Annotated in this window: 33 protein-coding genes and 1 pseudogene; 3 read left to right on the forward strand and 31 right to left on the reverse strand. The window is 33.6% G+C overall.

What is annotated here, in order from left to right; translation table 11 throughout:
* Positions 1-8: 8 nt before the first annotated feature.
* The 9 genes from ABDJ34_RS03175 to ABDJ34_RS03215 all read right to left on the reverse strand — a co-directional run bounded on the left by ABDJ34_RS03175 (position 9) and on the right by ABDJ34_RS03215 (position 7,418).
* Positions 9-365: a hypothetical protein gene (locus tag ABDJ34_RS03175; protein WP_316094548.1), complete on the reverse strand. Its 357-nt coding sequence runs from the start codon at positions 363-365 to the stop codon at positions 9-11.
* A 170-nt stretch (positions 366-535) separates the two neighbouring features.
* On the reverse strand, positions 536-958 hold the full coding sequence (locus ABDJ34_RS03180; protein WP_102164440.1) for a hypothetical protein: 423 nt from the start codon (positions 956-958) through the stop codon (positions 536-538).
* A gap of 81 nt (positions 959-1,039) precedes the next feature.
* Positions 1,040-1,300: a type II toxin-antitoxin system RelB/DinJ family antitoxin gene (locus tag ABDJ34_RS03185; protein ID WP_412701341.1), complete on the reverse strand. Its 261-nt coding sequence runs from the start codon at positions 1,298-1,300 to the stop codon at positions 1,040-1,042.
* Between the two features lie 110 nt (positions 1,301-1,410).
* A complete protein-coding gene (mnmA, locus tag ABDJ34_RS03190; protein ID WP_154272737.1) occupies positions 1,411-2,511 on the reverse strand; it encodes a tRNA 2-thiouridine(34) synthase MnmA in 1,101 nt (366 codons plus the stop codon).
* Positions 2,504-3,592, reverse strand: a complete 1,089-nt coding sequence (locus tag ABDJ34_RS03195) for a cysteine desulfurase family protein (protein ID WP_412701342.1) — start codon at positions 3,590-3,592, stop codon at positions 2,504-2,506. The genes mnmA and ABDJ34_RS03195 overlap by 8 nt, the downstream gene beginning before the upstream one ends.
* A 123-nt stretch (positions 3,593-3,715) precedes the next feature.
* Complete coding sequence (locus ABDJ34_RS03200) at positions 3,716-4,594, reverse strand: CPBP family intramembrane glutamic endopeptidase (protein ID WP_412701343.1); 879 nt, start codon at positions 4,592-4,594, stop codon at positions 3,716-3,718.
* A gap of 73 nt (positions 4,595-4,667) precedes the next feature.
* Complete coding sequence (locus ABDJ34_RS03205; RefSeq protein WP_412701344.1) at positions 4,668-5,354, reverse strand: ABC transporter ATP-binding protein; 687 nt, start codon at positions 5,352-5,354, stop codon at positions 4,668-4,670.
* Between the two features lie 2 nt (positions 5,355-5,356).
* Entirely contained in the window at positions 5,357-6,403 is a 1,047-nt protein-coding gene (locus ABDJ34_RS03210; RefSeq protein ID WP_412701345.1) for a hypothetical protein, read from the reverse strand.
* The gene (locus ABDJ34_RS03215; RefSeq protein ID WP_412701346.1) at positions 6,390-7,418 is read right to left on the reverse strand and encodes an FtsX-like permease family protein; all 1,029 of its coding nucleotides are present in this window, start codon (positions 7,416-7,418) and stop codon (positions 6,390-6,392) included. Before ABDJ34_RS03215 ends, ABDJ34_RS03210 begins: the two co-directional genes overlap by 14 nt.
* A gap of 139 nt (positions 7,419-7,557) precedes the next feature.
* On the opposite strand from ABDJ34_RS03215, the gene ABDJ34_RS03220 reads away from it, so the two are divergent.
* Positions 7,558-7,749, forward strand: coding sequence for a DUF4177 domain-containing protein (locus ABDJ34_RS03220; RefSeq protein ID WP_412701347.1), 192 nt, complete (start codon positions 7,558-7,560; stop codon positions 7,747-7,749).
* A 26-nt stretch (positions 7,750-7,775) separates the two neighbouring features.
* Here ABDJ34_RS03220 and ABDJ34_RS03225 read toward each other — a convergent pair whose 3' ends face one another.
* The 3 genes from ABDJ34_RS03225 to ABDJ34_RS03235 form a co-directional block, all read right to left on the reverse strand.
* Complete coding sequence (locus ABDJ34_RS03225) at positions 7,776-8,429, reverse strand: YitT family protein (RefSeq protein WP_412701348.1); 654 nt, start codon at positions 8,427-8,429, stop codon at positions 7,776-7,778.
* 459 nt (positions 8,430-8,888) lie between these two features.
* A complete protein-coding gene (gene rbr / locus ABDJ34_RS03230) occupies positions 8,889-9,473 on the reverse strand; it encodes a rubrerythrin (protein ID WP_353316691.1) in 585 nt (194 codons plus the stop codon).
* 82 nt (positions 9,474-9,555) lie between these two features.
* Positions 9,556-9,816 (reverse strand): G5 domain-containing protein, encoded by a 261-nt coding sequence (locus ABDJ34_RS03235; RefSeq protein WP_412701349.1) that lies wholly within the window; start codon positions 9,814-9,816, stop codon positions 9,556-9,558.
* Between the two features lie 176 nt (positions 9,817-9,992).
* Between ABDJ34_RS03235 and ABDJ34_RS03240 the strand changes: the two genes are divergently transcribed.
* Positions 9,993-10,721, forward strand: a complete 729-nt coding sequence (locus tag ABDJ34_RS03240; RefSeq protein WP_227930598.1) for a YdjY domain-containing protein — start codon at positions 9,993-9,995, stop codon at positions 10,719-10,721.
* A 108-nt stretch (positions 10,722-10,829) separates the two neighbouring features.
* Here ABDJ34_RS03240 and ABDJ34_RS03245 read toward each other — a convergent pair whose 3' ends face one another.
* The 19 genes and pseudogenes from ABDJ34_RS03245 to ABDJ34_RS03335 form a co-directional block, all read right to left on the reverse strand.
* Positions 10,830-11,447 (reverse strand): hypothetical protein, encoded by a 618-nt coding sequence (locus ABDJ34_RS03245; protein ID WP_412701350.1) that lies wholly within the window; start codon positions 11,445-11,447, stop codon positions 10,830-10,832.
* Between the two features lie 77 nt (positions 11,448-11,524).
* Complete coding sequence (locus ABDJ34_RS03250; RefSeq protein ID WP_412701351.1) at positions 11,525-12,505, reverse strand: hypothetical protein; 981 nt, start codon at positions 12,503-12,505, stop codon at positions 11,525-11,527.
* On the reverse strand, positions 12,502-12,897 hold the full coding sequence (locus ABDJ34_RS03255) for a prepilin-type cleavage/methylation domain-containing protein (RefSeq protein WP_412701428.1): 396 nt from the start codon (positions 12,895-12,897) through the stop codon (positions 12,502-12,504). The genes ABDJ34_RS03250 and ABDJ34_RS03255 overlap by 4 nt, the downstream gene beginning before the upstream one ends.
* A gap of 36 nt (positions 12,898-12,933) precedes the next feature.
* Positions 12,934-13,035 (reverse strand): annotated as a pseudogene (locus ABDJ34_RS03260) (PulJ/GspJ family protein); the annotation flags it as partial.
* Complete coding sequence (locus ABDJ34_RS03265) at positions 12,992-13,315, reverse strand: prepilin-type N-terminal cleavage/methylation domain-containing protein (protein ID WP_412701352.1); 324 nt, start codon at positions 13,313-13,315, stop codon at positions 12,992-12,994. The gene ABDJ34_RS03265 and the pseudogene ABDJ34_RS03260, both read right to left, overlap by 44 nt.
* A complete protein-coding gene (locus tag ABDJ34_RS03270) occupies positions 13,299-13,775 on the reverse strand; it encodes a Tfp pilus assembly protein FimT/FimU (protein ID WP_412701353.1) in 477 nt (158 codons plus the stop codon). The genes ABDJ34_RS03265 and ABDJ34_RS03270 overlap by 17 nt, the downstream gene beginning before the upstream one ends.
* Complete coding sequence (locus ABDJ34_RS03275) at positions 13,765-14,316, reverse strand: hypothetical protein (RefSeq protein ID WP_412701354.1); 552 nt, start codon at positions 14,314-14,316, stop codon at positions 13,765-13,767. Before ABDJ34_RS03275 ends, ABDJ34_RS03270 begins: the two co-directional genes overlap by 11 nt.
* 85 nt (positions 14,317-14,401) lie before the next feature.
* Positions 14,402-15,052, reverse strand: a complete 651-nt coding sequence (locus tag ABDJ34_RS03280; protein WP_412701355.1) for a Crp/Fnr family transcriptional regulator — start codon at positions 15,050-15,052, stop codon at positions 14,402-14,404.
* A gap of 143 nt (positions 15,053-15,195) precedes the next feature.
* Positions 15,196-16,539, reverse strand: coding sequence for a sodium-dependent transporter (locus ABDJ34_RS03285; RefSeq protein WP_154271733.1), 1,344 nt, complete (start codon positions 16,537-16,539; stop codon positions 15,196-15,198).
* 13 nt (positions 16,540-16,552) lie between these two features.
* On the reverse strand, positions 16,553-17,842 hold the full coding sequence (locus ABDJ34_RS03290) for a glycine/betaine/sarcosine/D-proline family reductase selenoprotein B (RefSeq protein WP_412701356.1): 1,290 nt from the start codon (positions 17,840-17,842) through the stop codon (positions 16,553-16,555).
* Between the two features lie 9 nt (positions 17,843-17,851).
* Positions 17,852-19,138 carry a glycine/sarcosine/betaine reductase component B subunit gene (locus ABDJ34_RS03295; RefSeq protein WP_094206557.1) on the reverse strand — a complete coding sequence of 429 codons (1,287 nt, stop codon included), beginning with the start codon at positions 19,136-19,138 and terminating at the stop codon, positions 17,852-17,854.
* 16 nt (positions 19,139-19,154) lie between these two features.
* The gene (locus ABDJ34_RS03300) at positions 19,155-19,505 is read right to left on the reverse strand and encodes a GrdX family protein (protein ID WP_094206558.1); all 351 of its coding nucleotides are present in this window, start codon (positions 19,503-19,505) and stop codon (positions 19,155-19,157) included.
* 194 nt (positions 19,506-19,699) lie between these two features.
* Entirely contained in the window at positions 19,700-20,458 is a 759-nt protein-coding gene (locus ABDJ34_RS03305) for an N-acetyltransferase (protein ID WP_412701357.1), read from the reverse strand.
* A 98-nt stretch (positions 20,459-20,556) separates the two neighbouring features.
* The gene (locus ABDJ34_RS03310; RefSeq protein ID WP_412701358.1) at positions 20,557-21,360 is read right to left on the reverse strand and encodes an amidohydrolase family protein; all 804 of its coding nucleotides are present in this window, start codon (positions 21,358-21,360) and stop codon (positions 20,557-20,559) included.
* A 13-nt stretch (positions 21,361-21,373) separates the two neighbouring features.
* On the reverse strand, positions 21,374-22,636 hold the full coding sequence (locus ABDJ34_RS03315) for an MFS transporter (RefSeq protein WP_412701359.1): 1,263 nt from the start codon (positions 22,634-22,636) through the stop codon (positions 21,374-21,376).
* An 18-nt stretch (positions 22,637-22,654) separates the two neighbouring features.
* A complete protein-coding gene (locus tag ABDJ34_RS03320; protein ID WP_278731564.1) occupies positions 22,655-23,446 on the reverse strand; it encodes an SDR family oxidoreductase in 792 nt (263 codons plus the stop codon).
* 28 nt (positions 23,447-23,474) lie between these two features.
* Positions 23,475-24,644: a UxaA family hydrolase gene (locus ABDJ34_RS03325; protein WP_412701360.1), complete on the reverse strand. Its 1,170-nt coding sequence runs from the start codon at positions 24,642-24,644 to the stop codon at positions 23,475-23,477.
* A gap of 3 nt (positions 24,645-24,647) precedes the next feature.
* On the reverse strand, positions 24,648-24,944 hold the full coding sequence (locus ABDJ34_RS03330; RefSeq protein WP_094207851.1) for a UxaA family hydrolase: 297 nt from the start codon (positions 24,942-24,944) through the stop codon (positions 24,648-24,650).
* Positions 24,937-25,836, reverse strand: a complete 900-nt coding sequence (locus ABDJ34_RS03335; protein WP_412701361.1) for a dihydrodipicolinate synthase family protein — start codon at positions 25,834-25,836, stop codon at positions 24,937-24,939. The genes ABDJ34_RS03330 and ABDJ34_RS03335 overlap by 8 nt, the downstream gene beginning before the upstream one ends.
* Before the next feature lie 189 nt (positions 25,837-26,025).
* Here ABDJ34_RS03335 and ABDJ34_RS03340 point away from each other — a divergent pair, with 189 nt between their 5' ends.
* Positions 26,026-26,766 (forward strand): IclR family transcriptional regulator, encoded by a 741-nt coding sequence (locus ABDJ34_RS03340; RefSeq protein WP_412701362.1) that lies wholly within the window; start codon positions 26,026-26,028, stop codon positions 26,764-26,766.
* Positions 26,767-26,805: the final 39 nt, after the last annotated feature.

The raw sequence follows: 26,805 nt of genomic DNA on the forward strand, positions 1-26,805 counted from the left end.
CTAATTGTCTATTTTATATTGTCGTCTGAATAACCGATTGATATATTTTCATTGAGGACGTATTCTTTGGCTGCTTTATAGTCTTGGTTTTTGTTGAATTCCAACAACTTATCTTCATGCTCTTTGGTTACGTCTTTGCCATCTTGAGTCAATACCAAATGTTTTTCGTCCTTGGCAAACTTTTCTAATGTAGCTTTAATTAAAGTATCGTCTTCTTTTTCGGGATTTTCCTTGACGTATCTTTCAATTATTCTATGAGTGTCAGCATCGTCAGCCTTTGTCATGTTAGTTAAAAAATACGCATTGCACACAAGTGATATTGCAAAAAGTATTGCCACAATTGTAAATTTCTTATCATTTTTCATGATACTCCTCCTTTTTTGTGAAAACCTTTCTATTAATCCTACTCAACATTTATGTTGGTAACTTAATTATATCATTTTTTTTTTTGAAAAATCAACAATAAAACCAAACTTTGACATTTTGTAACTATAAATAATTACCCGATGTACATCGTTATCATACACTTCTTCTTTTACAATTTATTGTATTCTTTTGTTAAGTTATCTCTCAACATTTCAATATTTTCCAAATATTCATACGTTGAATCGTACACTTGATTGATTTCTTTTCTGATTCTCCAATCTGTAAATGGATTGTCGAACACAATGTCTAGCATAAAATCTTTCATTGAATACAAATCTCCAAAATCTTCCAATTCCACGTGAATGTCCGACAATTCTTTTTTTAATCTAAGTGAAAGATTTTCGATTAAGTGAAGTTTGCTTTGAGCTTTTTCCATTTTGCTTCTTTTGAAAAAACCAATCATACCATCGCCAAATATAAAATCTGCCATAGCCCAGTTTTTCGCCGATTTCAAATCGTTAAGTACATCTTCAAGTTTTATTATTAAATCGTCACACACATCAATCGCTTCTTTTATTTCTTGTTTTTGCATAGCCTACTCTCCTTCTTATATAATATTTACCACAAATATCGTCAATTTATTCACTATTTGCCATATTGTAATAATTGGAGGTTACTTATTGTTTACATCATGAATAGTCCCACCAGTTTTTTCCATTTGTTCTATGGATTTTTTTAATCTTTCAATGTTTTCAGCGCTGTAAAATGGATCTTTTTCTGTAGATATTTCAAAAGGAATTTTTCTTTGTCTTACAACCGTTCTTGCGAAGATATTAAAAGCTGTTGACATACTCATTCCAACCTCTGAACAAAATGAATCGAATTGTTTTTTTAGATTTTCATCCATTCTTATATTAATATTTGTTTGTGCCATAATACCAGCTCCTTTCAATATTATTTTATCACAAACAACATACAAATAACATACATTTTAAATATTTTCAACCAAAAAATCCACCAGATTTTACAACCTAGTGGACTGTTTTACACCATTAATTTTTTATCTCCATTGTACACTTCGTCTATTATCGCAGATCCTATGCACACTTCGCCGTCGTAGAACACTGCTGCTTGTCCTGGTGTTACGGCTTTTGTGTCATCATAAGTGACTTCCACATGAGTGTCGTCGATGAATTTTACGTGCGCTTTGATGTCTTTTTGTCTGTATCTGAATTTGGCTGTACAATCGAACTCGTTTCTGTCCAAATGATTTAGCGATGTTTCAAATTGACTGGCGTATAATTTGTTGGAGTACAATAGTGGATTGTCTTCTCCTTGGCATACGATTAATTCATTTTTCTCCAAATTTTTACCGCACACAAACCACGCTGCTCCGTCTCCGCCAATTCCAAGCCCTCTTCGTTGACCGATTGTGTGATACATAAGCCCATTGTGTTTGCCCATGATGTTGCCATCGACATCTACTATGTTTCCTTGTTTTGCTGGTAAATAATGTGACAAAAATTCATTGAAATTTCTCTCTCCGATGAAACAAATTCCCGTAGAATCTTTCTTGTCAGCCGTAGCCAAGTTATATTTCTTCGCTATCTCACGCACTTCTTTTTTTTGAAGTTCTCCAACTGGAAACATTACATTTTTGATTTGGTCTTGTGTAAGTTGGCTTAGAAAATACGTCTGGTCTTTGTTATTATCAAGCCCACGAAGTAGCTTCACTCCGTCATCACATCGTTCGATTCTAGCATAGTGACCCGTCGCCACATAATCTGCGCCTAATTTCATCGCAAAATCCAAGAACGCTTTGAATTTGATTTCTTTGTTGCACATTATGTCGGGATTGGGAGTTCTGCCTTTTTTGTATTCGTCTAAGAAATAGGTGAACACTCTGTCGTAGTATTCCTTCTCAAAATTAATCGAATAATAATCTATGCCGATTTCATTCGCAACAGCCACCGCGTCCTTGTAATCTTCTTCTGCCGTGCAGACGCCATCATCATCTGTCTCGTCCCAGTTTTTCATGAAAATTCCCACGACATCATATCCTTGTTGTTTCAACAAAAGTGCCGCCACTGACGAATCCACGCCTCCACTTATTCCTACTACTACTTTTATTTTCGAATTATCCATTGTATTTTCCTTTTTCGTACAAATCATTTAACACATTTACCGCTTTTAATATTTCTTCTTCTGTATTTTTAAAACCAAAGCTAAACCTCACCGAATGTTCTGCCCTTTGCCCGTCGTACATATTTTCAATCACATGTGAATTAGTGATGCTACCTGCAGAACAAGCAGACCCTGCTGACACGCACACCCCGTGCATATCCAAATAAGTCAACAAGAAATCATTCTTCTCAAACGGAATGTACAAGTTCAAAATGTGAGATGCAGAATTGTCCACGTTACCATTAATTTTGTAATCAAATTTGATGTTTTCAATGAAAATCTTCTTCAAATTTGCAATATACTCACGTTCTTCGACAGATTTTAAAAGAGATTTCTCCAAAGTAAATGCCCCCATCACAAAAGAAGTGCCACCTCGTCTGTAATTTTCTTGCTCACCTGCATAAATCAGATTATCCAAATCCTTCCTTATATACAACACCCCGAATCCGTTGAGTCCTCCTAGTTTATGTCCCGAAAACGACAACGAATCGCAGTGCAAATCCTCAACATCGACATCCACATGACCCACGGATTGAGTCGCATCGATATGATACCAAATCTCCGTATCCTTCAAATATTCGCCAAGTTTTTTCACAGGTTGAATAACTCCCGTTTCATTGTTTACATGTTGAAGAATAATTAGCTTTGTATTAGGTGTGATATTTTGAATAATTTCATCGCAATCAACCACACCGTTTTGTTGTGCATCTATCAAAATTACATTAGATTTGTTGTGATCTAGTGGATTCAAAATAGATGGATGCTCTATTTGTGATGTGATAATATCGTAATTCTCATCAGAAAAATTATTGATAATATAATTGTTGGATTCACTCGCACCGCTTGTGAACACAATCCTATCATCCGTAGTATTCAAAAACTTCGCAATCTCGTGACGGGAATTCTCCAAAGTCTTCTTCGCGAGTCTTCCCATTTTGTGAATACTATCAGCATTCGCATCAAAATCCATCATATTATTCATAATATATTCAATAAGCTCCACCCTTTTCAAAGATGTCGCCGCATAATCCAAATAAATCATAATCTAACCTCACTTACATGCTATTATACTATAGTTTTTCAACAAAAAAATCAACATCTGATTACAATAAACAAAAAACCTCAATGCGAGTTTACACATCGAGGTTTGTCGATAATTTCAAATTTATTCTTTTAAATCTTCGTAATTCAAATGTCTTAGTTCTCGTTTCTTCTTGAAATCTTTCAAGAAAACAAACATCAAAACCATACACACAAGCATTACTATCCCAAAAATCGAAGAAAAACTTTGAACCACAGCCTCATTCGAAGAAATAACCACGCTGAAAGTGTTGTTAATCATGTGAAGAAGAATGGATGCGTAAATGCTTTCTGTGTAATAATACACCGCACAAATCACAATTCCTCCGATTAATGCATACGCTCCTTGGAACAAATTAAAATGGAACACTCCGAACACAATTCCATTCAGAATAATCGCCCATTTATAAGGAAGAAGTCGTTCGTTTTCTGTGAATAAAGTCCCACGCAACATCAACTCCTCTGAAATCGGAGCGAAAATCGTAATAGCAAGAACCGACAACATCATATTGCCCTTCATCAATTCTTCAGATGCCTTGTTGTAAACTTCAAGGCTGGACACGATTTGTGGGAAGAATTTGCCCAAATACATCATCAAAGCAACAGTAATATTGATAAGACCCATAAGACCAATTCCAACCACGAAAAGTTTCACGATTTCAGAAAAAGAAATCTTTCTTTTCTTTAAGTAATCCCTATTGTATTTCGTTTGAAAAATCTTCGTTCTAAATTTAATGATTAAAAGGAAAATAATAATCCTCAGGATTTGTCCACATAGAAGAAAAGCCGCCCCATTTTTCACATAAAAATCTTGGAAATTGCCATCAAATCCTACAAATTGAGCAACAATTCCTCCAATCACTCCAACAATAAGCTCTGGAATTACGAACAAAAGCAAAAGGATAACTCCTTGTAAAATCGCAATCAAAAGATTAGAAAATTTTAGTTTTTTTGTATTCTCCATAAAAACCTCCAGTTAATTATATATACCCAAGTTTTCTTGCAATTAAAAATCAAGCACAAGGCTTGATTTAAAATTATTCTTCATTTTTGTGAAACTTTCCATCTTCCAATTCATATTCCGCAAAATCTTGTTTTTTCAAATTATCAGTCAAATATTTGTCGTGACTGACAACTACAATAGTTTTTGATTTTCTTTTCAAAACTTCGATATATTCTATCAGTTTATCCTTCATTCTCAGATTAAGTGTGTTCGAGGGCTCATCCATTAGAATAACTGAAGGGTCATTCACCAAAGCTCGTGCAATGGTCACTTTTTGTCTTTCTCCTCCTGACAGAAACTTTACTTTTTTGTTCAAAATCTCCGTTATTTCAAATTCTTCGCTAATCTCTTGAATTCTTTGTTTCCTGTCAGCTCTCTTGTATTTCGATGAGTAAATTAATGGTATGAGGATATTATCGTAGGTAGTCTCTGATTCTATCAAATTGTATTCCTGAAAAATAAACCCAAACACTTCATTCCTGTATTTAGACATATCTTTTTCATTAAAATCCCCAACTGATTTGGAATCCAAAATATATTCTCCTGAATATTTCCTATCCAATAATCCCACAATTTTCAAAAAAGTAGTCTTACCTGCTCCGTTTTCTCCTGAAATAATGATATTGTCCCCATCATTTATATTCATTTCAGCATTATCCAATACAAGAAGTTCTTCGCCATTTGTGCTGAATTTTTTGGTCAAATTTTTTATTTCTATCATAATCAATCACCTATCAAATCAATCAGATCGCTTCTTTTCAAAATCAAATACATAACTATTTCTAATATCAATATACATAAAATCATGTAAATAAACGCCACTACCGAAAAAACATTAATTGCAAATCCATTTAATACGAAAAGCAAACAGAATGCTGCAACATTTACTAAAACTACAAAAACGGAGTTTCGTGCCATAATATCCTTGGTTCTAGCTCCTGATAAAATGTGGATTTTGTATTCTTTTTGTAGGCTTTTTAGCATATATTTGAAGAAAATCACAAAACCCAATATTGTTATCACAGTCATAATCAGACAATACACACCAATGTATTTGAGGATGAATGTATTTTCATCGTCGTCGTCGTATTTTTTATTTGTATTATTAATGACCATTAGCTTGTTGTCGTCGAAAATCTTCTCAAATTCTCTGTCAATGCCTTTATTTATCTCATCTTCTGAAAACTTTGCATTCTCAATTAAACCAAGTACTTCTCCATCTTGAAACTTGTAGCCACTAACATTTTTATATTTATCGGATTTTATCTCCAATAATACTCTTTTATCGTAATCAATAGAGTGTTTGATTTCTTGATTCATCATATCATAGTCCATCGTATCATGAGAAACCACTTCAAATTCCGCCTCATTCTTCAAGTCAGCCACATTTTTATTATCAACTAACCAAAAAACTCTGCTATTAGTGTTTTTGTTGAGTTTTCCAAACAACACAAATATATCTGTGTCGTAATTTGTACTTAGCAATGAATTCGTGGTAAAAGTGCGCCCGTTTTTCAAAAATATATCATCCAGTTTTTTTCCATAAGTATTCGAATAATCGTATCCCTTGTCATTAGTTGTCTCTAACACAACAGCGCTATATGTAGGCTTTTCACTTAATTGAAACTCCACGAACGTATTTCTCAAATAAGAATCTGTTGCAGATTCCACAATTGTTCCCAATGAGAAAATTAAAAGCATCATTAAACAAAACACAACTTTATTTCTGAAAACATCCATTAGCCCTAGTTTAATATTATCTTTTATCATACAAGACCTCTTTTTCAAAATCATTGTAGCTGAGTTTAACTCTTAAAGCACTCAAAATCACTGTCAATATTATTAAAATAATCTGCAATTGCAATATAAGATAAATCGCGATTTCGTTTTCATTAATAATTGCAAGATATCCATACGTCAGCACTGTTGATATCGCACATGTTATAAAACTATATCCCAAGGCTTTTTCAACGAACATCTTCATAATGTCTTTTAGTTTTGCACCAAAATTCGCACTTATAATTACGAATTTCTTGTATTTGTTCAAAAACATCCACAATGAAATTGCATACATTGCCAAAGCCATGACCGTACTATTAGTAATAAACTGAGCATACACCTTGTATTCTGGATATGATCTTATTAAATCCCTTAGAGTAAGCTTGTCGTACATTTTGATTTCTTTTCTCTTGTATCCGATTTTTTCAAGAGATTCTGCAACCGATTTCAATGACTTATCATCACTAGAGTCTATGTAAAGTGTTGAAATATTTTCTGGTTTAATTGTGAATAGATTTCTCACTACATCGACTTTTCCATCATTAGCGATGTAAGATTGAACATCAAACATATTAATTATCTCAGTATGATAATTATCTTCTACTTCTTTTTTATCGTAATCCGATATTTTCCCTTCTACTAAATAAGTCACTGGATATATCAAAATAGACACATTATTCTTGTTTTGGTAATCTTCTTTTGAAAAATACCTGAATAAAGCTGGATTAATTATTTTTGTAGAACCCATATAGTATTTCATCAATGGATCATATATTGCAACATCTTTGGAGTTTTTTATTTCAGCTACAACTGATATATTTTCATTCATATTAAGAAAGTCAAGGCTATGATTATTATTGTTTGATTCAAAAGCTATAAGTTTGTCACTCATAAAATAAGGAGAAGGTTTTCTGTTGTTACCATATAAATAATTAAATCCAAGTATCAATATCGAACTAGTCAGAAATATCAATAGGATTATTATTTTATTGTCTTTTAGTCTCATAAACCCCTCCTTTGATTTTGCACATCGTTTTCTTAATCCAATTATATATCTTTTTATGCTATTTGTAAATCATTTGATATATTATTTTAAAATTTGGGGTAATAATCTATTAACAACAAAATAAATTGAGGAGAATATTATGAAACAAAAATACGAATACAAATACGTTGAAGTGAGAACTTGTGGATTGGCATCAGATGATTATAAAAAAATCATAGATGATTATGCGAAGGAAGGTTTTAGATTTGTGACTACTATCAATAAAACCAAAATCGGTATTGGAAACAATCCTAAAATCGAATTGGTGTTTGAAAGAGAATGTGAGCAATAAAAAATCAAGCACAAGGCTTGATTGATTTAAGCTTTTGATACGGCTTGATTTGCCATTTTGATTTCTGGATTTGGTAGTTCTACTTCGAATTGTCCTATCAAAAATGATGATATTACAGTTGTCAAAAGTGAGAACATGATTCTGTCGACTGGAATGTATAAAAGTGACAGTGCCAACACTGTTATATCCGAGAACAAATACGCTAATGATATTTTGAGTCCCGATTTAGTGGATATCGTCATTGCCAAGGCGTCGTCTCCACCTGCTGCTCCACCTTCACTTACTACAAGTCCGCATCCCAATCCGATGCAGATTCCTCCGACAATACTTGCTAACAATGGCACATCGTACATACTTGGTAACACTGGCCCTATAATATTGAAAAATTTCGCAAATGCGGCAAATGATATTGTGGCTACGAAAGCTTTCTTCACAAAATCAAATCCCATTATTGAAAATCCAAGAACGTAGCAGCTCACATCCAACACTACTGATGTTATTGATTGGTCAAATCCGAAGATTTTGTTCAAGAACAACATCATTCCAAGCACTCCGCCCTCAGTTACGCCTGATTGTTTATGTACGTTCACTACTGCGAACGCCATGATAGCACAGCCTAGGATTATTTTAAGTAATCCTTTTTTAGTTAATCCGAAAAATTTTAGCATTCTACTAAGCATTTTATCTTCCCCCGTTTAGAAATTAGGAAGTTAAAATTGACCACGAAAAAAAGACTGCGGTTCAAGTTTAACTTGCCTTTGCAATCTCTGGTTTTGATGCTTTTTTGTTTGCTGATTTTTTCTTGTAAAAACTCTGAACCTTATTGTTCTTTTTAGCCTATAAGAGTATCACATCAGATCCTTTCCAGGCTCTTTATCGAGCAATAGTCATCAGATAAAAACTACCAAATATTTATTTGGTACCCATAGATAAATAATTACAAAGATATTGTATACTAATTTTAGCTAATTGTCAATGGCTTTGGTAAAATGTTGGAAAATTTTGCGTAAAATTTTGGTATGATATGTGTGTTGTTTACACTTTCGCTTTAATATTTGAAATTTAAAGCGAGAATGATTTTTCTGAAAAATAAAAAAACCTCAAAAGCTATAAAACTTTTGAGGCTTAATTGTCTTAGTTTAATAAGTTTCTTTGAAGATTTCGAAGTGAGCTTGTGGATGATCACATGCTGGGCATTTCTTAGGAGCTGATTTTCCTTCGTGAATGTAGCCACAGTTGTTGCATTTCCATAAGTATACTTCTTCTCTTTCGAATACTCTATCTTTTTCGATGTTTTCTAATAATTTTCTGTATCTTTTTTCGTGAGCTTCTTCAACTTCTCCGATTTCAGTGAATACGTGTGCGATTTCCTTGAAGCCTTCTTCTTCAGCGATTTTGGAGAATTCTGGATACATTTCAGAATTTTCGAAGTGTTCTCCTTCTGCTGCTGATTTAAGGTTACTCTTAGTGTCTCCTAAGTGAACTGGGAATCCTGCTTCGATTTCTATTTCAGCGTCTTGTAAATCTTCACTCAAAAATTTCATGAATCTTTTTGCGTGAGCCATTTCGTTTCTTGCTGTTTCTTCAAATATCATAGAAATTTGAACGTATCCTTCTTTTTTTGCAGTCTTTGCAAAGTATGTATAACGCATATTTGCTTGGCTTTCTCCTGCGAATGCAGCCATCAAATTAGTAGCTGTTTTTGTACCTTTTAAGCTTGCCATAAATTTTCCCCCTTGTAAATTTGAATGAATTTAACAATTCATTTCTATTAATACTATACCACAAACGTAGAATTTTATCACATTATATATCAGATTTGTTCAAGTTCAAATCGTTAATAATCCCCTTTGTTCCAACTTTTATAACCGTTGGAGATCCTTCTTCGATTATTTCTTCCTTTTTAATTGTCGGTTGTCCGTTGATATCTTCGTAGTACAATTTTTTAATCGTAGGTGTTCCCTTTTTTACTATGATTTCTTCACCTTGACGCATATTATTATCGTAAATTTTCTTAGGTTTAGGATTTTCTTCTACAATTGCCACGTCTTCTCCGTATTTTTTCACACAAATCACCTCTGTAATTATTATACATTATTTTCATTTATTCACTAAATTTATAAGTAGTGTGTCATTTATTTGATTTTACAATAAATGAACATATAAAACTGTGATAAAATAAAGATATAGTATTAATGGATGAAACGAGAACAAATAAATAATTTAAAGAAGGGATGATTATAATGAAAAAATTCAAAATTTTGGCATTATTATTAATGGCAAGTTTGGTTTTCGCAGGATGTTCTAAGGAAGATAATAAACAAACTTCTTCTACAGAACAAAAAACAGAAGAAAAAACTGAAGAAAAAAAAGAAGAAAAGACTGAGGAAAAAACAGAAGAAAAGAAGGAAGAAGCTCAAGAACCTACAGCTGATAATCCTATGATTGTTGACGAAGCTAACAAACAAATCAAAGTTTATGCTGAAGTTAACGATAAGTTCAAAAACGAAAGCACAATGCACGCTATCGTAGCAAAATCCGGTAAAAATAATGAACAATCAATGTTTGTTTCTTATGCTAACCAAAATGATTTGTACGATGCATTAGAAAAAATCGGTGCAAAACCAGGTAACAATGTTACAATGGACAACATGGGAAAAGAAGCCGTTAAAGGTGATAAGATTGATCTTACATTCAAATTCCAAGGATCAGATAATGAACAAGGAATTAATGATGTTATAAAAGATTCTTCAGGAAAAGAAATAGACATCAGATTTGGTGGTAACCAAAAACCAGCAAAAGATATGAATACAGGTTGTATGACATGTTTGCAAAGTTGTCCTTTGGGAATAACTTCAAACGCATCACAATTAATTGGCGCTGACGAAAAAGACGGAGTTAAATATACTTTAGCTGATTCAGTTCCAGCTGATAAAACACCTGTTGTTATCACTTATAAATTAGCTAACTAACCATTTCATTTAAAATTCTCTATTTAAAAAGGTAGGCTTTGAGGCTTACCTTTTTAATTTTTGTATGTATTTGCATTCAAAAAACGCCCACAGTTGTGAGCGCTTGTGTTATAAGAAAACAATGTTTGTAGTTTCTATCCAATTTATCACTATGTTGTAAATGAAAAGTCTAACAAATCTCAAGCCAATGTACAAAGACATGAATGTGATGATAACGTAAGGTATTTTCTCAAATTTGAAGTTTTTGATGTTAAGTCCCAAGAAAAACAACAATATAACGAAAGCTTCTGCAATAACAATGTAAACTCCGAGTGGATAAAGTGCCATTGACATTGCTGCTTGAAACATAACTAATAGCAATATGCTATAGTTTTCGTCTTCTCGCCAATCATCTTTTACGAAAAACTTGTTAGCTACTCTGTAAATTATTTTGAATTTAAGAATAGCAAACGCAAATATGAACACACATCTTATCGCAAAATAAATGTATCCTACGAGAAAGTTTCTCCTGATAAATGCAATTGTGTCAAAGCTTGAATAATATTCCAAAATAGCTGTGATGATAAAAGCTAATAATCCCATTTTAAACAAGCCGTTTTTTTTATTTTTGAATCGATTTTTCGGAAGTTCCAGTGTTTCTCCCATAAACTCGAAAATCTCGTAAACATTATCGTAAAGCTCAGATTGTTTGCTATTCATTTCACCTATTTTTTTAAATTTATTCATAAGCAAACCCTCCCCTTTTCGCTTATCATATATATATTATACATCATTTCAAAGTAGAGTTTCAATCATTCCATCGATTATTTGTAATAACTACCCCCAAACTCGTATTTTTTACTCGTGTATTTTGTTTTATCTTCTGTAAATTTTATGTCGACCTCTTTCGTTGATAAATATTCTCCATTTACTTTATAACTATCTGCGTTGGAATTTTTGAGTATCAATATCCCATTAACCGTAATTTCAGGAGTTTTTTGGATTTTTTCATTTTCTACATAATACACGTTAGCCTTATCGATAAACACTCCGTCTATCGTAACGTCGTTAAATATCGTGATATCTTCTGAATCAATTAGAATGTTTTTTTCTTTTGTGGAAAATTGTACTAATTTAGTCAGAAATTCATCATCTATTTCTGTTTCTTTATCTCCGTTATTTTCTTCATAGCCATTTCCCTTTTCATCTTCCGAAACTTCTTCGTTGTTTTGATTTGTTTTTTCGGCTACGAATTCGTTGTATTTTTCATCAGCTATCTTTTTGTCCACAAAATACGTTTCATCATTCAATGAAAATATTAAACAATCTTTTATTTCGATGCTTTTGTTTCCTTCAATGATTTCCGGCAACAATTCGTCGATTTTTTCTTCTGATATAATTCTTTTTTCAAAAGGGTTTTTCCTATTATACACCATTCTAGTCGTTACTCTGGATCCATTATTTTCTGGATATTTGCTTGTAAATGAGAAGATTTTTGTTGCTCCATCTTTCTCTTCGCAATAATTAATCTCCGTTGGACTGCTTAGTTCTGGGATATCTGCAATCTGCAAGGTAAATGTTCCTTTTGTAGAATTTTCCTTCAATTCTTCATCAAAAAGTTTCCTTTGATTGATGATTCGAACCTTTGAATAAGCAATCGCCTTGGCTTGAATGTAGTCGTATTTGTAAGCGTTGACAGTTCTGATATTTTTCACTTGAACAAGCACAAACGCAATGACAATCATCAACACGAATATCATGTATAGCGCGTAAATGCTAATGTAGGCTTTGGATTTTCGTTTCATTTTACCTTATCTCCAATGTAGACTACAAGTTTCTTCCCATTTTCTTTTAAATAAATGTAGTTGTCGTCATGACTAAATGTGAAATCATCGGCTTTGTTCTTGAGTTTGTTCTGAGTTATCCTACCGTTGGGCCCGTGTTCTTTTAATTCATCAAAGCTACTGGGATCTGTAAAAGCGTATCGTATGATTTTGCCGTTTTCTTTTGTAAAATACACGTAGTTTTGCTTATTGTCAATATATTTTACTAGTACAAATCCCATTGATTGGTCGAAATGAGTCCAATTAGGCTTTTCTGTAATTACAGACCTTGACCTTTCGATTTCGTTTTTTATGTAATATGCGCAGTGGTCGACATCGTCTACGTTGTTTTTCAGAGTAAAACTCGACTGCATAATTTTAAAATTTGTCTTAAACGATAGGAAAATCACACCCAACACTACGGAGAATATGAACAAACTCACCATAACTTCAAGCAACGTAAATCCCCTACTTTTCTTTGTAAAATGACACATTTTTCGCAATATCTCCATTAGTTACACTGACATTTATCTTAACCAAATCTCCCACATCATCTTTCGTCACCACAACTTTTGAATTCTCATCAACAATTGAAACATCCACATCATCGTGAGCTTTCAAATACTCCACAGAATTGTCCAAATCACGTAGCACAACATTTTCAGTGTAGGATTTATCCTGCATCGTAATCACATTTTTAAGCTGTGGATAATACACTACGACACAAAGACTCACCAAAAACAATGCAAACAAAACTTCAAGCAGTGTAAATCCCTTATTTTTTCGTCTCATCCACATCCACTCTCCCTGTCGCTATGTAACAATTTATCCTGTATATTTTGTTTTTGTTTTTGGTTTCGTAATAAATAGTCGGAAAATGTGTTGCTGCAGATGACTTGGATATATTTGCGCCGATATTTCCAAAGTCTATAGTATTTGCTCCATCTTTATTTAATCGAAATGTCCCATTTTTCAAATCTCTTTCAAAAAGATTCTTCATTTTATTAGAATCGTAAAAATAATAGGAATTTGTGTCGAATCGAAATTGAATACTTCTTCCCGAATTCATCGCAACACTTCTTGCACTTTTCAAATCGCTAACAAGCGTATTAATCTCTTTTCTACTTGCAACATCAGTTTTGAAGTCGTATTTAAAAACGCAAGTCATAATCACAACAGAAATAATGAATAGACTCACCATCACCTCTATTAAACTGAATGCCTTAGCTTTCATTTTTAAACTAGAAAACATTTCCCATCACCACATACAACAAAAAAGAAGACCAAATCACAGGAATGAATGCAATCTCCTCATTCTCTTCTTTTCTTAGAATATAAATCAAAGCCCTGATTCCACTAATAATCCCAAGATAAAACACAAAACTCACCAAATCAGTGAAACTTTTGCTCATACCAAGTCCTAGAATAATCAAACAATCCACATTACCCATAAACTTTTCCTTAGTGAAAAAATTAAGCATCAAAATAACCAATAAAATCAGAAAACTAGTCAGGAAAAATCTAGAAAACACAGAAACAATAACGCTACAAATGATGAAAAACAAAGCATTAATCCAGTACACCTCATTAGTTTTGAAATCATCAACCATCATGTCGCTACAGCCAAGTAGTAAAGCAAAGTTGCAGTTTGATGTAGTATTCGTATTGCGAAATATCGCATACAAAAACACCGAAATCAACACAAACACTCCAACGTTTTTGATGGACAATCTCTTCAAATATAAATCCATCAAACACTTAGCTATAAACATCAAAACTATTATGGTTTCCATATTTTCCTCCATAACAATATTATATTATATTTTTAGCTAAAATAAACATTTTTTGTAAAGTATTGGTTAATTTCGGGTGGTAAAGCTAGTCAATCATTTTTCGTAAATAATCGCTGTCTATTATGCGAATTTCCATTCCTTCTATGTAAATCGCCTTGTCTTCAGCGAACTTCTTCAATTCTTGATTCAAACTTGGTCTGTTGACGCGAAGAATATCTGCAAGCATAGTTTGTGAGGTTGGAAGTTTCAAATAATCCACTTCTTGCAAATGGAGTATCCAATAAGCTAGCCTCTGTGATACTTTTGAATACTGAGTCGCTCTGATTACAAGCTTGTTAAAACAAGTGTATTCAGCTACAAATTTCAGGATATTTTTCGTTAGGACGATGTCTGTATCCATGATTTTCTCAAACTCTTTTAATGGAATGAAGTACACCTTTGTTTTCTTGGTAGCATATACATCGTATGGAAACTTTTTAGTGTGTCCAAAATACAAGTAAAATGGAAATGCGTCCCCTGCAAAATAATACGAGGACACTATTTCCTTTCCATTTATGGTGTATTCACACGCTTTTAAGCAACCTTTGTCAATAAACATTGCATGCTTCAAATCTTCTTCCTTGCTAAGAACCTTTTCACCAGATTCATAGTTTTTCGAAAAAACATCTAATTTAAGTAGCTCTCTCTTTGATCTGTCCGATATATTATCGAATAGTTTAAAGTCTAATATTTTCATTTAAAACCCTCTTCTCTTACTTAAATTCTAACAAAAAAAGTTTTTAGTGTAAATCATTTAACTAATATTTTACACATCAAAATACCAGAATTAGAATGATATCTAACTCTGGTATTTTATATAAGAGATATGAAATTGTTTTACTAGAATATTCCTAGTCCTTTAAGGAATATTATTATCAATACAAATGGTAAAACATATGATACGTATTTCATAAACTTAGGCACTTTTATAGAATTTGCTCCGTTATTTACATCTTCTCTAAATACATCGAATTTCCATTTGAATAAAGTGTAAAGTATCAACGCTATAGCGCCAAGTGGCATTAATATATTTCCTGATAAGAAGTCTGCAAAGTCAAACAAGTTTTTGTCCATTATTGTGACTGACTTTAGTATGTTTTGTCCAAATATAGTTAACAATCCCACAACAAATATTGATGTTAGTGCGTAGATTACGCCTTTTTTCCTGTCAATATTAAGTAATTCAGTAAATGATGAACTTACAGGTTCCAAATATCCTAATGCGGATGATAACGCTGCAAAGAACATCAATAAGAAGAACAATACTCCGAAAAATCTTCCGAATGGCAAATTCATAAACACGTTACTCATAGTTACGAATAATAGGTTTGATCCTGAATCTGGTTGTAATCCTAGTGCAAATACTGCTGGAAATATTGCAAATCCAGCGATAAGAGCTGCCAGTGTGTCAAATCCTATAACCATTAATCCATCTGTTGGTATGTCTGAGTCTTTGTTAAGATAAGATCCATATACAAATGCACCACCACTTGCGATTCCTACTGAGAAGAAGCATTGTCCTAGTGCTGCTAGTATGGATTCTGCATTTATTTTCGAGAAATCAACGTTCATATACCATTTAACACCTTCAATTGCATTTGGAAGAGTTATTGATCTAATTACAACTGCTATTAGCATTATAAATAATGCTGGCATCATAAATTTACAAGCTTTTTCCAATCCGTCGTTTAAGTTTTTAGCTGAAATGACACCAATTATGATTGTACAAATCAATGTAAATATTAAAAGCGTCATTGGAGAATCCAACATTTTACCAAAGTTTTCAGTGTACTGTGTTGCTGTAAATCCTGTCATTTCCCCTGTAAGCATTTTCACAAAATAGTTTAATATCCAACCCATTATTTGAATGTAATAAGTTAGAATGAAAAACGCACTCAATACTCCAAGCCAACCGAAACTTACCCAAGGGCTGCCTTTTTTAGTTAGATTTCTCATTCCTGCAATTGGACTCGCTTGCGCTTTTCTACCAAGTGTAACTTCCATATAGAATAGAGGTATTCCTATGAACACACATATTAGAAGATAAACTAATACGAACGCTCCCCCTCCATTTGTTCCAACTAGATATGGAAATCTCCACACATTTCCCAATCCAATGGAAAATCCAGCTGCCGCCATGATATATCCAAATCTACTATTCCAATTACCTCTATTGTCACTCATAATTACACCTCCATTAAGACTTAAATATAGTCGGTTTGTCGACTTTTGTTTCTAATGCTTTAATAGCACGTTCAACCAATTCTTCTCTTAAGCTATCTTCACGAGCTTTCAATTCTGGGTTACCGACTGGGTATGGAATTGCGACTGTAGGTACAATTCTGTTTGCTCCTACTGATTGTGAAATTGTAGTTATAGTAGCCATATGAACTATAGGGATACCATATCTTTCTATTTCTTTTACCATCGTTGCACCGCAACGCGTACAAGTACCTCAGGTACTAGTCATTATAACGCCGTCAACTTTGGCATCTTTCAATTCTTGTCCAATTTCCTTACCAAATCTCTTAGCATTGGCTACAGAAGTTCCAGTTCCTGTTGTTGTGTAGAAATATTTGAACACGTTTCCAATTACTCCTTCTTTTTTAAGTCTTGTAAGTTGATCCAAAGGTGCAACTCTGTCTGCTTTTGCATTACAATAAACAGGGTCAAATCCACCGTGGATTGTTATGAATTTTCCTTTTAATTCATCCAAATCACTTACATCGTATTTTGCCCATTTTTGAGCTGATGCTGATTGAACTTTGTCAGGGTTTCCTTCAGGAACAACACCACCAGTTGTGATAAGAGCGATTGTCGCTTTACTCATGTTAGCTATTGGAGCTGCCGGTTCAACTTCGTCAAATTCTGGCATTGGAAGTTCTGTTTCAAATTCTTCGTCGTTAAATCTCTTAAGAAGCATTTCAACTGCACGACGTGCACCGATTTTGTCAGAAAATTCTGTCAAACGTCTACCTTGTGAAAGGTAATTATCTTCTTTTGGAGAAAGTTTCTTTCCTTCAATAATTTTATTTGTCAAAGTAACCATTTCTTTTATGGCTTGTCTCATTTTTGCTGCAGAATCCGCAGTTTCAATGATGTAGCTGTGAAGTCTACACATATCTACAGCTGGGTTTTCAATGTACATTCCAGTTACAAGTGGGATGTCTTTGTCTTTTAATAAATTGATAACTCCAGAACACGCCATACCATATCTACCAGCGTTAAATGCAGGTCCTGCTACGACAATATCAGGTTTTATTTTTTCAAATACATCCAATATAAATTTGTCTGATTCTTCTTTATGTTCGTTGTAATAGTTGTCACCACAAACGATAGTTCCAACAACTTGACCATCTACCAAAGCCTTATCAAAAGCTTGCGCACAACCGATCGGTTTGTCTTCAAAATGAGGCTTATAATCAGCTTTGTCTTCTCCTCCTATTTGTCCAAAAAACTGATTTACATAATATAATATTTTTTTCATAAAAACCTCCTAGTAAAGCTTAACTGTAAGATTGTGGAATCCTATTTCAGATGTAGAACCAGTAACGGCGTTAAGTTCGCATACGATAGTTCCTTTTTCCTCATCCAAGCATCCATCCCATCCACCAGCCAAGTTCTTAATGGCTTCTACATTACCAATAATTTTATCCGGCTTATCCAAATGAACAAGATGAGATACATTTCCCGTAGATACTACAGCACACGCTTCCTTCTTAGCATCTGCCAAAGGTTGAGAATCTCCTGCCCATCCAGCACATTCATCAGTAATAAGTACCGATTTTATTCCGGCTTTTTCTAATCCTGAAGATATCATAACCAAGTCAGAGTCTGGATTACCATAACCTTCTTCAGAAATTACTACACCATCTGCTGCTAACATCTTGCAAAGCTTAACAGTGTAATCGCAAGTTCTAAATTTACCATCCAATGTAGTAAGTTCTGGAACCATAATTTCTCCTACAAAATTAATATTTTTGCCATGTTCCTTGTACAATTCCTTAATTACTGAGTTGTTTTGGTGTTGATAAGTTGTGATTTTATCGCAAGCAGCTACACAGTTACCGCTTACAACTGCACCGTCTAGCTCTTCATTAGGATGAAGAAGTGTAGGTAAAATCTTCTTAACATCTACTCCGTAAATGTACACATCGTGAAGTAAACCTTGTGCAATCATCATTTGTGCATACACGACTCTTGGAAGATCTTTAAGTCTTTCTGCTTCTGTTTTAATATCTTGAATTTCGAAGACTTCTGAATTATCACACTCTACATTTTCAAGAGCATATCCCAAGTATTCAGCTGACTTCAAACCTACAAGTCTAGCACAAGTTTCGTGTTCGTGAGGTTCGATATCTTTTTGAACTTTAATATCCACAACCACATTCAAAGTCTTGGAAAATGGAGTGTAGTCTGCTCCTTCTCCCCACATATCTATAATTCCTTCTTGGAAACCAACCACATCTCCTACAGTAACCACAGCGACATTTTTCATGATTTTAGTAATACCGTCCCCAAGTTGTTCGATTTCACCTGTAACTCCTGGGAACTTATTAGTTCTACCAACTCTAAATCTAGGTTCAATACAGTCTTTAACTGGAATAATCCTAGTTTTTTCGCCAGGTTTAGCCAAGTCAATGCTAATTTCTGTTACAAAATCGACATCCTTTAAAAAATCGATCATTTCATCTTTGTTGATAAAAAGAGTCTTATTTTCTACCTTGGTAGTATCAGAAAATTTAACATCTTCAATCAGACAGTTTTGATATTCTAATTTCATAACCCCAACTCCTTCATTAATTCTCTATACCTTCTTTTAGAAGAACCGCATCGAGAGTACAATAATCTTCACCATTTCTGTAATCTGGCTTTCGAACTCCCATAGTGTTGATATATTTTTCGATAGAGTTTTCAATAATTTCAATTGACCTTTCCGAAAAACCTTTTCTCATAACTACACTTCTAACCGGCGAATAAAACATCCTAATCGATGCAGCAAGAGGATGAGTAACCAAAGAATATCCCAAATGTGTGAGATCTCTTACCTTATAAAGCACATCCAAATATTCCCCGTCGATATTAATAGTGTTGTCGTATTCGTTAATTACATAACTATTATTAGTAACAATTACTATATCCTTTTCCATAATCATCCTCCTTGTACTATTATTAAACCATATTTCTTGATAAAAAAAAGTTAGCACACTAACACTAATTAAAGTAATTGTTAGTGTGCTAACACAAAACAAAAAAATTTAGTTATAAATTTCATTTTTTAAATTTTAAGTATCAGGTAACGGTTAAAATATTTTATCCTATACTCTCAAATCAATATTTTAAATTAACTATTTTTAACTTTTTCAATTAATTTCAAAAATTTCTTTTCATTCTGTTGATCATTGGTAATCCATTTTCCATCATAAAACAACGCATAAGTTGTGCATGGAGTGGGAGCTAGTTGTGCTTGCTCTTTGGAATGGATGTGAATTGTTTTGAAGGAAATGTTGTTTTCTTGTGCGATTTTTTCTAAAATAGGAACGTATTTTGCATTGAATGGGCATTGATTGGTATAATACAATACAAATCCTTTTTCTTGTATGCTTGGATGTTTGGCTTGTGTTTTAAATTTCGGGATAGGATTAGTTTCACCAAATGGCAAATACATTAGATTTATTCCACAGTCAGACTCATCAGCTACACGAAATCCTTTTTTTGACAAATATTTTGGATCAGATAGGAATGGCTTTTTCTTTGTAGAAGAAAGTATACACAGGCCAATTTTACCTTGTGACTTTGCATCTTGGATACATTGATTGAGCAAATCATTTGAATATCCGTGCCCCTTCAAAGCTCCCGAAACCCAAAAACAGTCAATATACATATAATCGTCTGCAACTATCGGCACCCATGCATTTTCAGCTGGTATATATTCGATGAAACATTTCCCTCTTTGTTTAGATTTTACAAATACAAGCCCATCATCAAAGCAGCTTTTCATCCATTCTTTTTTCGAACAAACTTGAATATCTTTGTTGTTTGATAATGCACAACATATATGTTCATTTTCTATATTGTCTTTTGTTACGCGTATATATTCCATGAATTTTCACCCCATTTTTATTTTATTATATACTATTTAAAAGAGGTTATATAATAAAATAATCGACACAAGATATATTCATGTGTCGATTATAGTTATTATTTGATTTTTAAATTGTAGCATTTAATTGCATTATTGTAGAATATGTCTTCGTCATCGTTGAAGAAATCTCTAACTATTTGAAGGTGTTTGTCAAATGTAGAGTACAATTCTACTACTGGCCAGTTAGATGCATAAATTAGCTTGTCTTTGTCGAATGTTTCTTTTATGAATTCAAGTAACTCTTGGACAAATTTTTCATCTTCTGTGGAAAATCCAGAAACTTTTACATACAAGTTAGGTAAGCTTGCTAAGTTTTTCATATCTTTTTTGTATTTTTCTGATAATTCAACTGGATTTCCCAAATGATTTAACACTACTTTTAACTCTGGAACTTGTTTTAATGCTTGGTACAAATCATCCAATTCATCTACTCTGTTGCATGATTCAAAGATTAGTCCTCTGTTAGCTAATTCTTGTAATCCTTCGATGAAGGATTCTTCAAGGCAACGTCCTTTTGGGTTGTCATCAGTGTGTAGAGGTTCTCTGATTCCAACTGATTGTGCTGGTACTCTCATTGTTGGAGATACTTTGCTTCTGAGTAGTGTTGCCAATAATTTTTCGTTGTTTTTCTTGATATTATAGATGATTTCATCTTCTTGTATAGGATCTTTTCCATCTACTTCAACGTATATTCCACCCACAAAATCAATGTCTTCTATTTTGTCGTAGTTTTCAATGTATTGTTGAATTGTGAATGTTTTTTTTATGGTTTCAGAAACTCCCGCTAACCAAGGTAGGTTTTGTTTTTCAAGATCCCAAATATGAAAATGTGTGTCGATTATTTTAAGTTTGTTTGCCATTTTGTTTTCCTCTCTAATTACTTTTTACTGATCCTTTGAATCCGTACCATGAGCAATATAAAAATCCTGGTACTGCTAATGCCAACGCTATTTGTAGGTTAGATGCATCTGCTATCGCACTCATTAATAGAGGAATTAGTGCTGCTCCAACGATACTCATGGTTAGCATACTTGCTGCAACTTTTGCTTGTGATCCTTGAATATCATGTAATGCTAATGAATAAATTGTAGGGAATCCTATTGATATGAATAGGTATGATATTATGAATCCTATTACAGAAACTTTGCCCAATCCCATGGCAACTGCTGCAAAGAAAATTGCAGATAATAGCATATATACTCCCAATATTTTACCAGCTTTGAATTTATTCATAAGAGGTGTTGTTACGAAACGACCAACTGTGAATAAAAGTGACAATATTCCTAGATATTGTGTAGCTTGTCCTGCTGTTAATCCTTCCCATTGTCCCACAGCATAAGCTGAGAACAAAGACATTCCTGCAACTTGTAATCCTATGAATATGAATTCTGCTACAAGTCCCAATACGAAATGAGGTTTATTCATAAGTCTTTTGATGATAACTTTTGTTGGTTCATGAACATTTTCATCTTCTTCAACATCTCCTGGAGGTGTTGGTAATTTTACGAAGATAAATGTTGCAAATACAGCTATCAATACTATTGCGATGATTAGATATATGTTTTTCGTGCTTGTTAAAAAGCTTAACTTCGCTTCATCAAATCCAGAATTTCCTGGTTTTACTGTCGCTCCTACGATTCCACCAAGAATAAGTGGTCCTACGATGTTACCTACTCCGTTGAAGCTTTGTGCAAGGTTTATTCTAGTTGATTCTTTTTCAGGATCTCCAAGTTTTGTGATGTAAGGATTACAGTTTGTTTCAAGAGATGTAGCACCTGCTGCTATTACAAACATTGCCAACAAGAATAGTGGATAGTTTGTAGATATTGTTGCTGGTACTGTCAAGAATGATCCTGCGATAAATAACGCAAGTCCTAGCAATATTCCAGCCTTGTATCCTTTTTTTCTAGCTAAGTTTGCTGCTGGAATGGAGATGAAGAAATACGCTCCGTAATATGCAACTTGAAGTAGTGCAGATTCTGTACTGCTTAATTGCATGTAGTTTTCCATAGGAGTTTTCAAAGCGTTTACCAAGTTCATTGTCAATCCCCATACGAAAAATAGCGATGTAACAAGAATTATCGCAAGCTTTGCTTTTCCTCCTGTCATTTGTTTAGTGTTTTTGTTTTCAGTCATAATTATCACCTATTTATATTAGTCAAGTGCACGGTCCAAGTGTACGTATCCACCGTCAACGTGTACCCATTGTCCTGTTGTATGAGATGATTTGTCAGATAACAAGAATGCTGCTGTGTTAGCTATTTCTGCTGGTTCTGTCATTCTGTGTTCAAGTGGAATTCTGTCTGTGATTAAACTTAAACGTTCTTGTTGTGCTTTTTCATCTCCAAATGTTTTAATCCAGTCTTGGTACAATGGAGTCCAAGCTTCTGCAACAACTATAGCATTAACTCTTACACTATCTTTAATAAATGCTGCTGCCCATTCTCTTGTCAATCCAAGAATGGCCCCTTTTGCTGCTGCATATGCAGATGTTTTCCCTTGTCCAGTAAGAGCTGTCTTGGATGAAATGTTTACTATTGATCCTTTGTTTTTCTTTAATTCTGGAAGTGCTTGTCTTACTAATTCGTAGTAGTGAGTAAGGTTAGAATGAATTGATTTTTCGAAATCTTGCCAAGAAGTTTCTTCAATAGCCAAGTTGTCGTTACGTCCAGCGTTGTTTACAACACCATCGATGTGACCGTGTTTTTTCACAACATCTTTTACGATAGCTTCGATTTCTTCAGTGTTGTTCAAATCAATGAAGTAAATCTCATATTTGTCTGTAATTTCTTCCAATTCTTTCTTGAATGGTTCGTATTGATCGTTTTTTCTGTTCAATACAACTGGAATTGCACCTTCTCTTGCCACTTGAAGTGCTATCGCACGTCCTATTCCTTTAAATCCGCCTGTTACAAAAATTACTTTGTCTTTTAAACCTAAATCCATGTTTCTTCTCCTTAATTATTATTTTTATTTACACAAATACAGCTGTACGTTGTATTGCTAATTCAGTAAATCCAAGTTCTTCTGCTTTTGTTTCTTCGCCGTTACAATAATCTATAACTCTGTCGATTAATTTTTCTCTTAGTTCATCCATGCTAACTTCATCGAACAAAACCCCACTAGCATCGAAATCAATGTTGTCCGACATTTTTTCGTAAGTTTCTCTATTCGCAGTCACTTTAACAACTGGAGCTATAGGATTTCCCGTTGGGGTTCCTCTTCCTGTTGTAAATACTACGATTTGTGCTCCACCTGCGATTAACCCTGTGACAGATGCTGAGTCGTTACTTGGAGTATCCATGATTACAAGTCCTTGACCAGTTTCCATTGGTTGTGCGTAATCGTAAATTTTATTGATAGGAGATGTTCCTCCTTTGTGAATGCATCCAAGTGATTTTTCTTCTAATGTTGTAAGTCCCCCATGAATATTTCCCGGTGAAGGATTTCCTTCTCTAACATCTTTTCCTGTCATTTGTCTGATATTATCTTCGTAAGTTTTTACGATATCATAGATTTTGTCGCGGGTTTCTTCGTTGGAAGCACGCTTTGCTAAAATATGTTCAGCTCCTATGAATTCTGTTGTTTCGCAAATCACTGTAGTTGCTTTTTGTTCTACCAGATAATCGCTAACTTGACCTACAAGAGGATTGGAAACAAGTCCACTAGTCGTATCAGATCCACCGCAGTTTGTTCCAAAAATCAATTCTGATACAGGCACTTCTACGCGTTGTTGTTTGTTTGCTTCTTCAACCATTTTCTTAGCAAGTTCAGTAGCTTTTTTGATTGTTTTGATAGTGCCGCCTTCATTTTGAATAACAAGTGATTCAAGAGGTTTGTTGGTACGTCTGTTGATTTCTGCCATTACTTTTGTGATTTGTGCATCTTCGCAACCAAGTGAAATAGCAATCGTACCGTAAATATTAGGGTTAGCTGCTAGTCCTGCTATAGTTTCAATAGTCATATCCAAATCACTACCTACTTGTGAACAACCAGTCTGTAAATTAAAGGTTGTCGTTCCTTCAACTTTTTGAGAAACCATTCTAGTTGTGTCAGATGCACACATAGAACAAGGTAATATCAAAACTTTGTTTCTAATGCCGACTCTTCCGTCTGGTCTTCTATATCCCATAAATGTCTTCATTAACTATTTCTCCTTTAATTTATTGTTCTCTCTGTTATCTTTTACATTGTGCGTATGAACATAATCTCCAGCTTTTATATCACAACTTGCAAGCCCGATATGCTCTCCGTATTTAACCACATAATCATTTTCTTTAATATCTCTTATAGCTATTTTGTGATATTGTGGAATACTTCCATTCGCAATGATACTGTGAGAATTATTGTCCTTGTCAACATAGACAACCTCGTCGTTTTCTTTAACTTGACTAATAACCACAGCCACATTGTCGTCTTTATGAATTAATAATGCCTTAACCATTAATCTTCTCCGAATCTTTTAAAATTTCAAAAGCCCTATCGATTTCATCTTCTGTGATTTTATCGTAAGGTAGCATACATTTCGTATTAATCTTCATACCTTCTCTTTTCAAAACATTCTTACACACATTTGAGAAGTTTGTTTGAATAGCGTAGATGTCCATCATTCTGTTGATGATTTTTTGGTATTTGTGAATTTCATCAAGATTGCCATCGTTTGCAGCCTTTACCCAGTCTGCCCACAATTTTGGTCTTATATTTGAAAATCCTGATATACAACCACTTCCACCAGCGGCAATATTTGCGCTAAATTGATTATCAAATCCAGAATAAACTCTGAAATCATCTCTTATTAATCTAGCTTTTGAAATCAACTCTTGAGTGTGCCCTGTTTCTGCTATAGTATCCTTCAATCCTACGATGTTTGGATATTTTTCGATTAATTTCAACACAACATCAATCGAAATATTGTATCCAGTTCTTGCTGGATAATTGTAAATGTAGATGTCGCCGTCGATATTTTCTGCCATATATGAGAAATATTCGTAAGCTTCTTCATCGTTCAATCCAAAATAAAATTGAGGAAGAATAACCACACCATCAGCTCCACATTTTAAAACTTCATTTGATAAATCAACAGTTTCTTGTGGTACTAATGAAGTTGTTCCAGCCAAAACTTTAATTCTTTTGTCAACTTTTTTAATAATTTCCGTAAGGAATTTTCTTTTTTGTTCAAAAGTGAATGCTGTAAATTCCCCTGCACTACCAAGTGGTAGGATTCCGTCAACTCCACCATCTATAACGTATTCAACAAGATTCAAAGTACCGTCAATATCGATATCTCCGTCATCTTGAATACTGGTTAATAGTGGAGTTATTATTTCGTATTTCATAATAAACTCCTAACTTTTTTAATTTTCAAACTTCGTATATACGAATCACGTTTGTATTTACAATTCTTTAATTACATACTAACACTTGCTTTTAAGTCTGTCAACATTTTAATTTATCAAAAATGTGGTATACTTGTTTATATTAATTTAGACCAAAATTAAAATACAAATATTAGAAAGAGTATTAAAATGCATAAACCAACACAAAGAGTTATTGATATACTTAATTTTTTAGAGACAAAACCGAAAGGTGCCACCCAAACGGAAATTTCGAATGAAACATCTATTCCAAAATCAACTCTATTTCCAATTCTTAAAACATTAGAAGAAAACAGATTTTTGATATGCGAAGATGGCTATTACAAAATAGGAATAATGATGTGGTGTATTGGGCAAAACTTCTCAAAAAGTTCAGTTATATTGGAATTAATCAAAGAAAAAATGCAGGAAATAGTGAAAGAAGTCAATGAGATTTGCCAATTAAGCATTCTGACAGGCCAGTACACAACCTACATCGAAAAAGTAAATCCAAAACAACCAGTACAGTTGATTTCTTCTGTAGGAAAGATGATCCCCGCATATGCAACATCACTTGGAAAATCTCTACTTTCCAACCTAACCTACGACGAATTGAAGAAAATCTATCCAAACGGCCTGACAGCTTTAACCGAAAATACAATTACTGATATTGATGTATTGTACAATCAAATTCAAGATATCAGAAAATACGGTTATTCTTACGAAGTAGAAGAATCTATGCGCGACATAATCTGTTTTGCAGTACCTTTGAGCCATGGTGATGAAGTGGAGTATGCCATTAGCGTCTCCATTCCAAAATATAGGGCTACAAAATCTAAAAAAGAAAAAATCATTAAATGTTTATTAAATAAAAAAGAAGAAATCAATGAAATAATCAATAAATTTGAGTAGTTCAAAGTGAAATTTGCTTTGAACTATTTTTTTAAGTGA

Source organism: Finegoldia dalianensis, from assembly GCF_046255015.1.
Classification (GTDB): Bacteria; Bacillota; Clostridia; order Tissierellales; family Peptoniphilaceae; genus Finegoldia; species Finegoldia magna.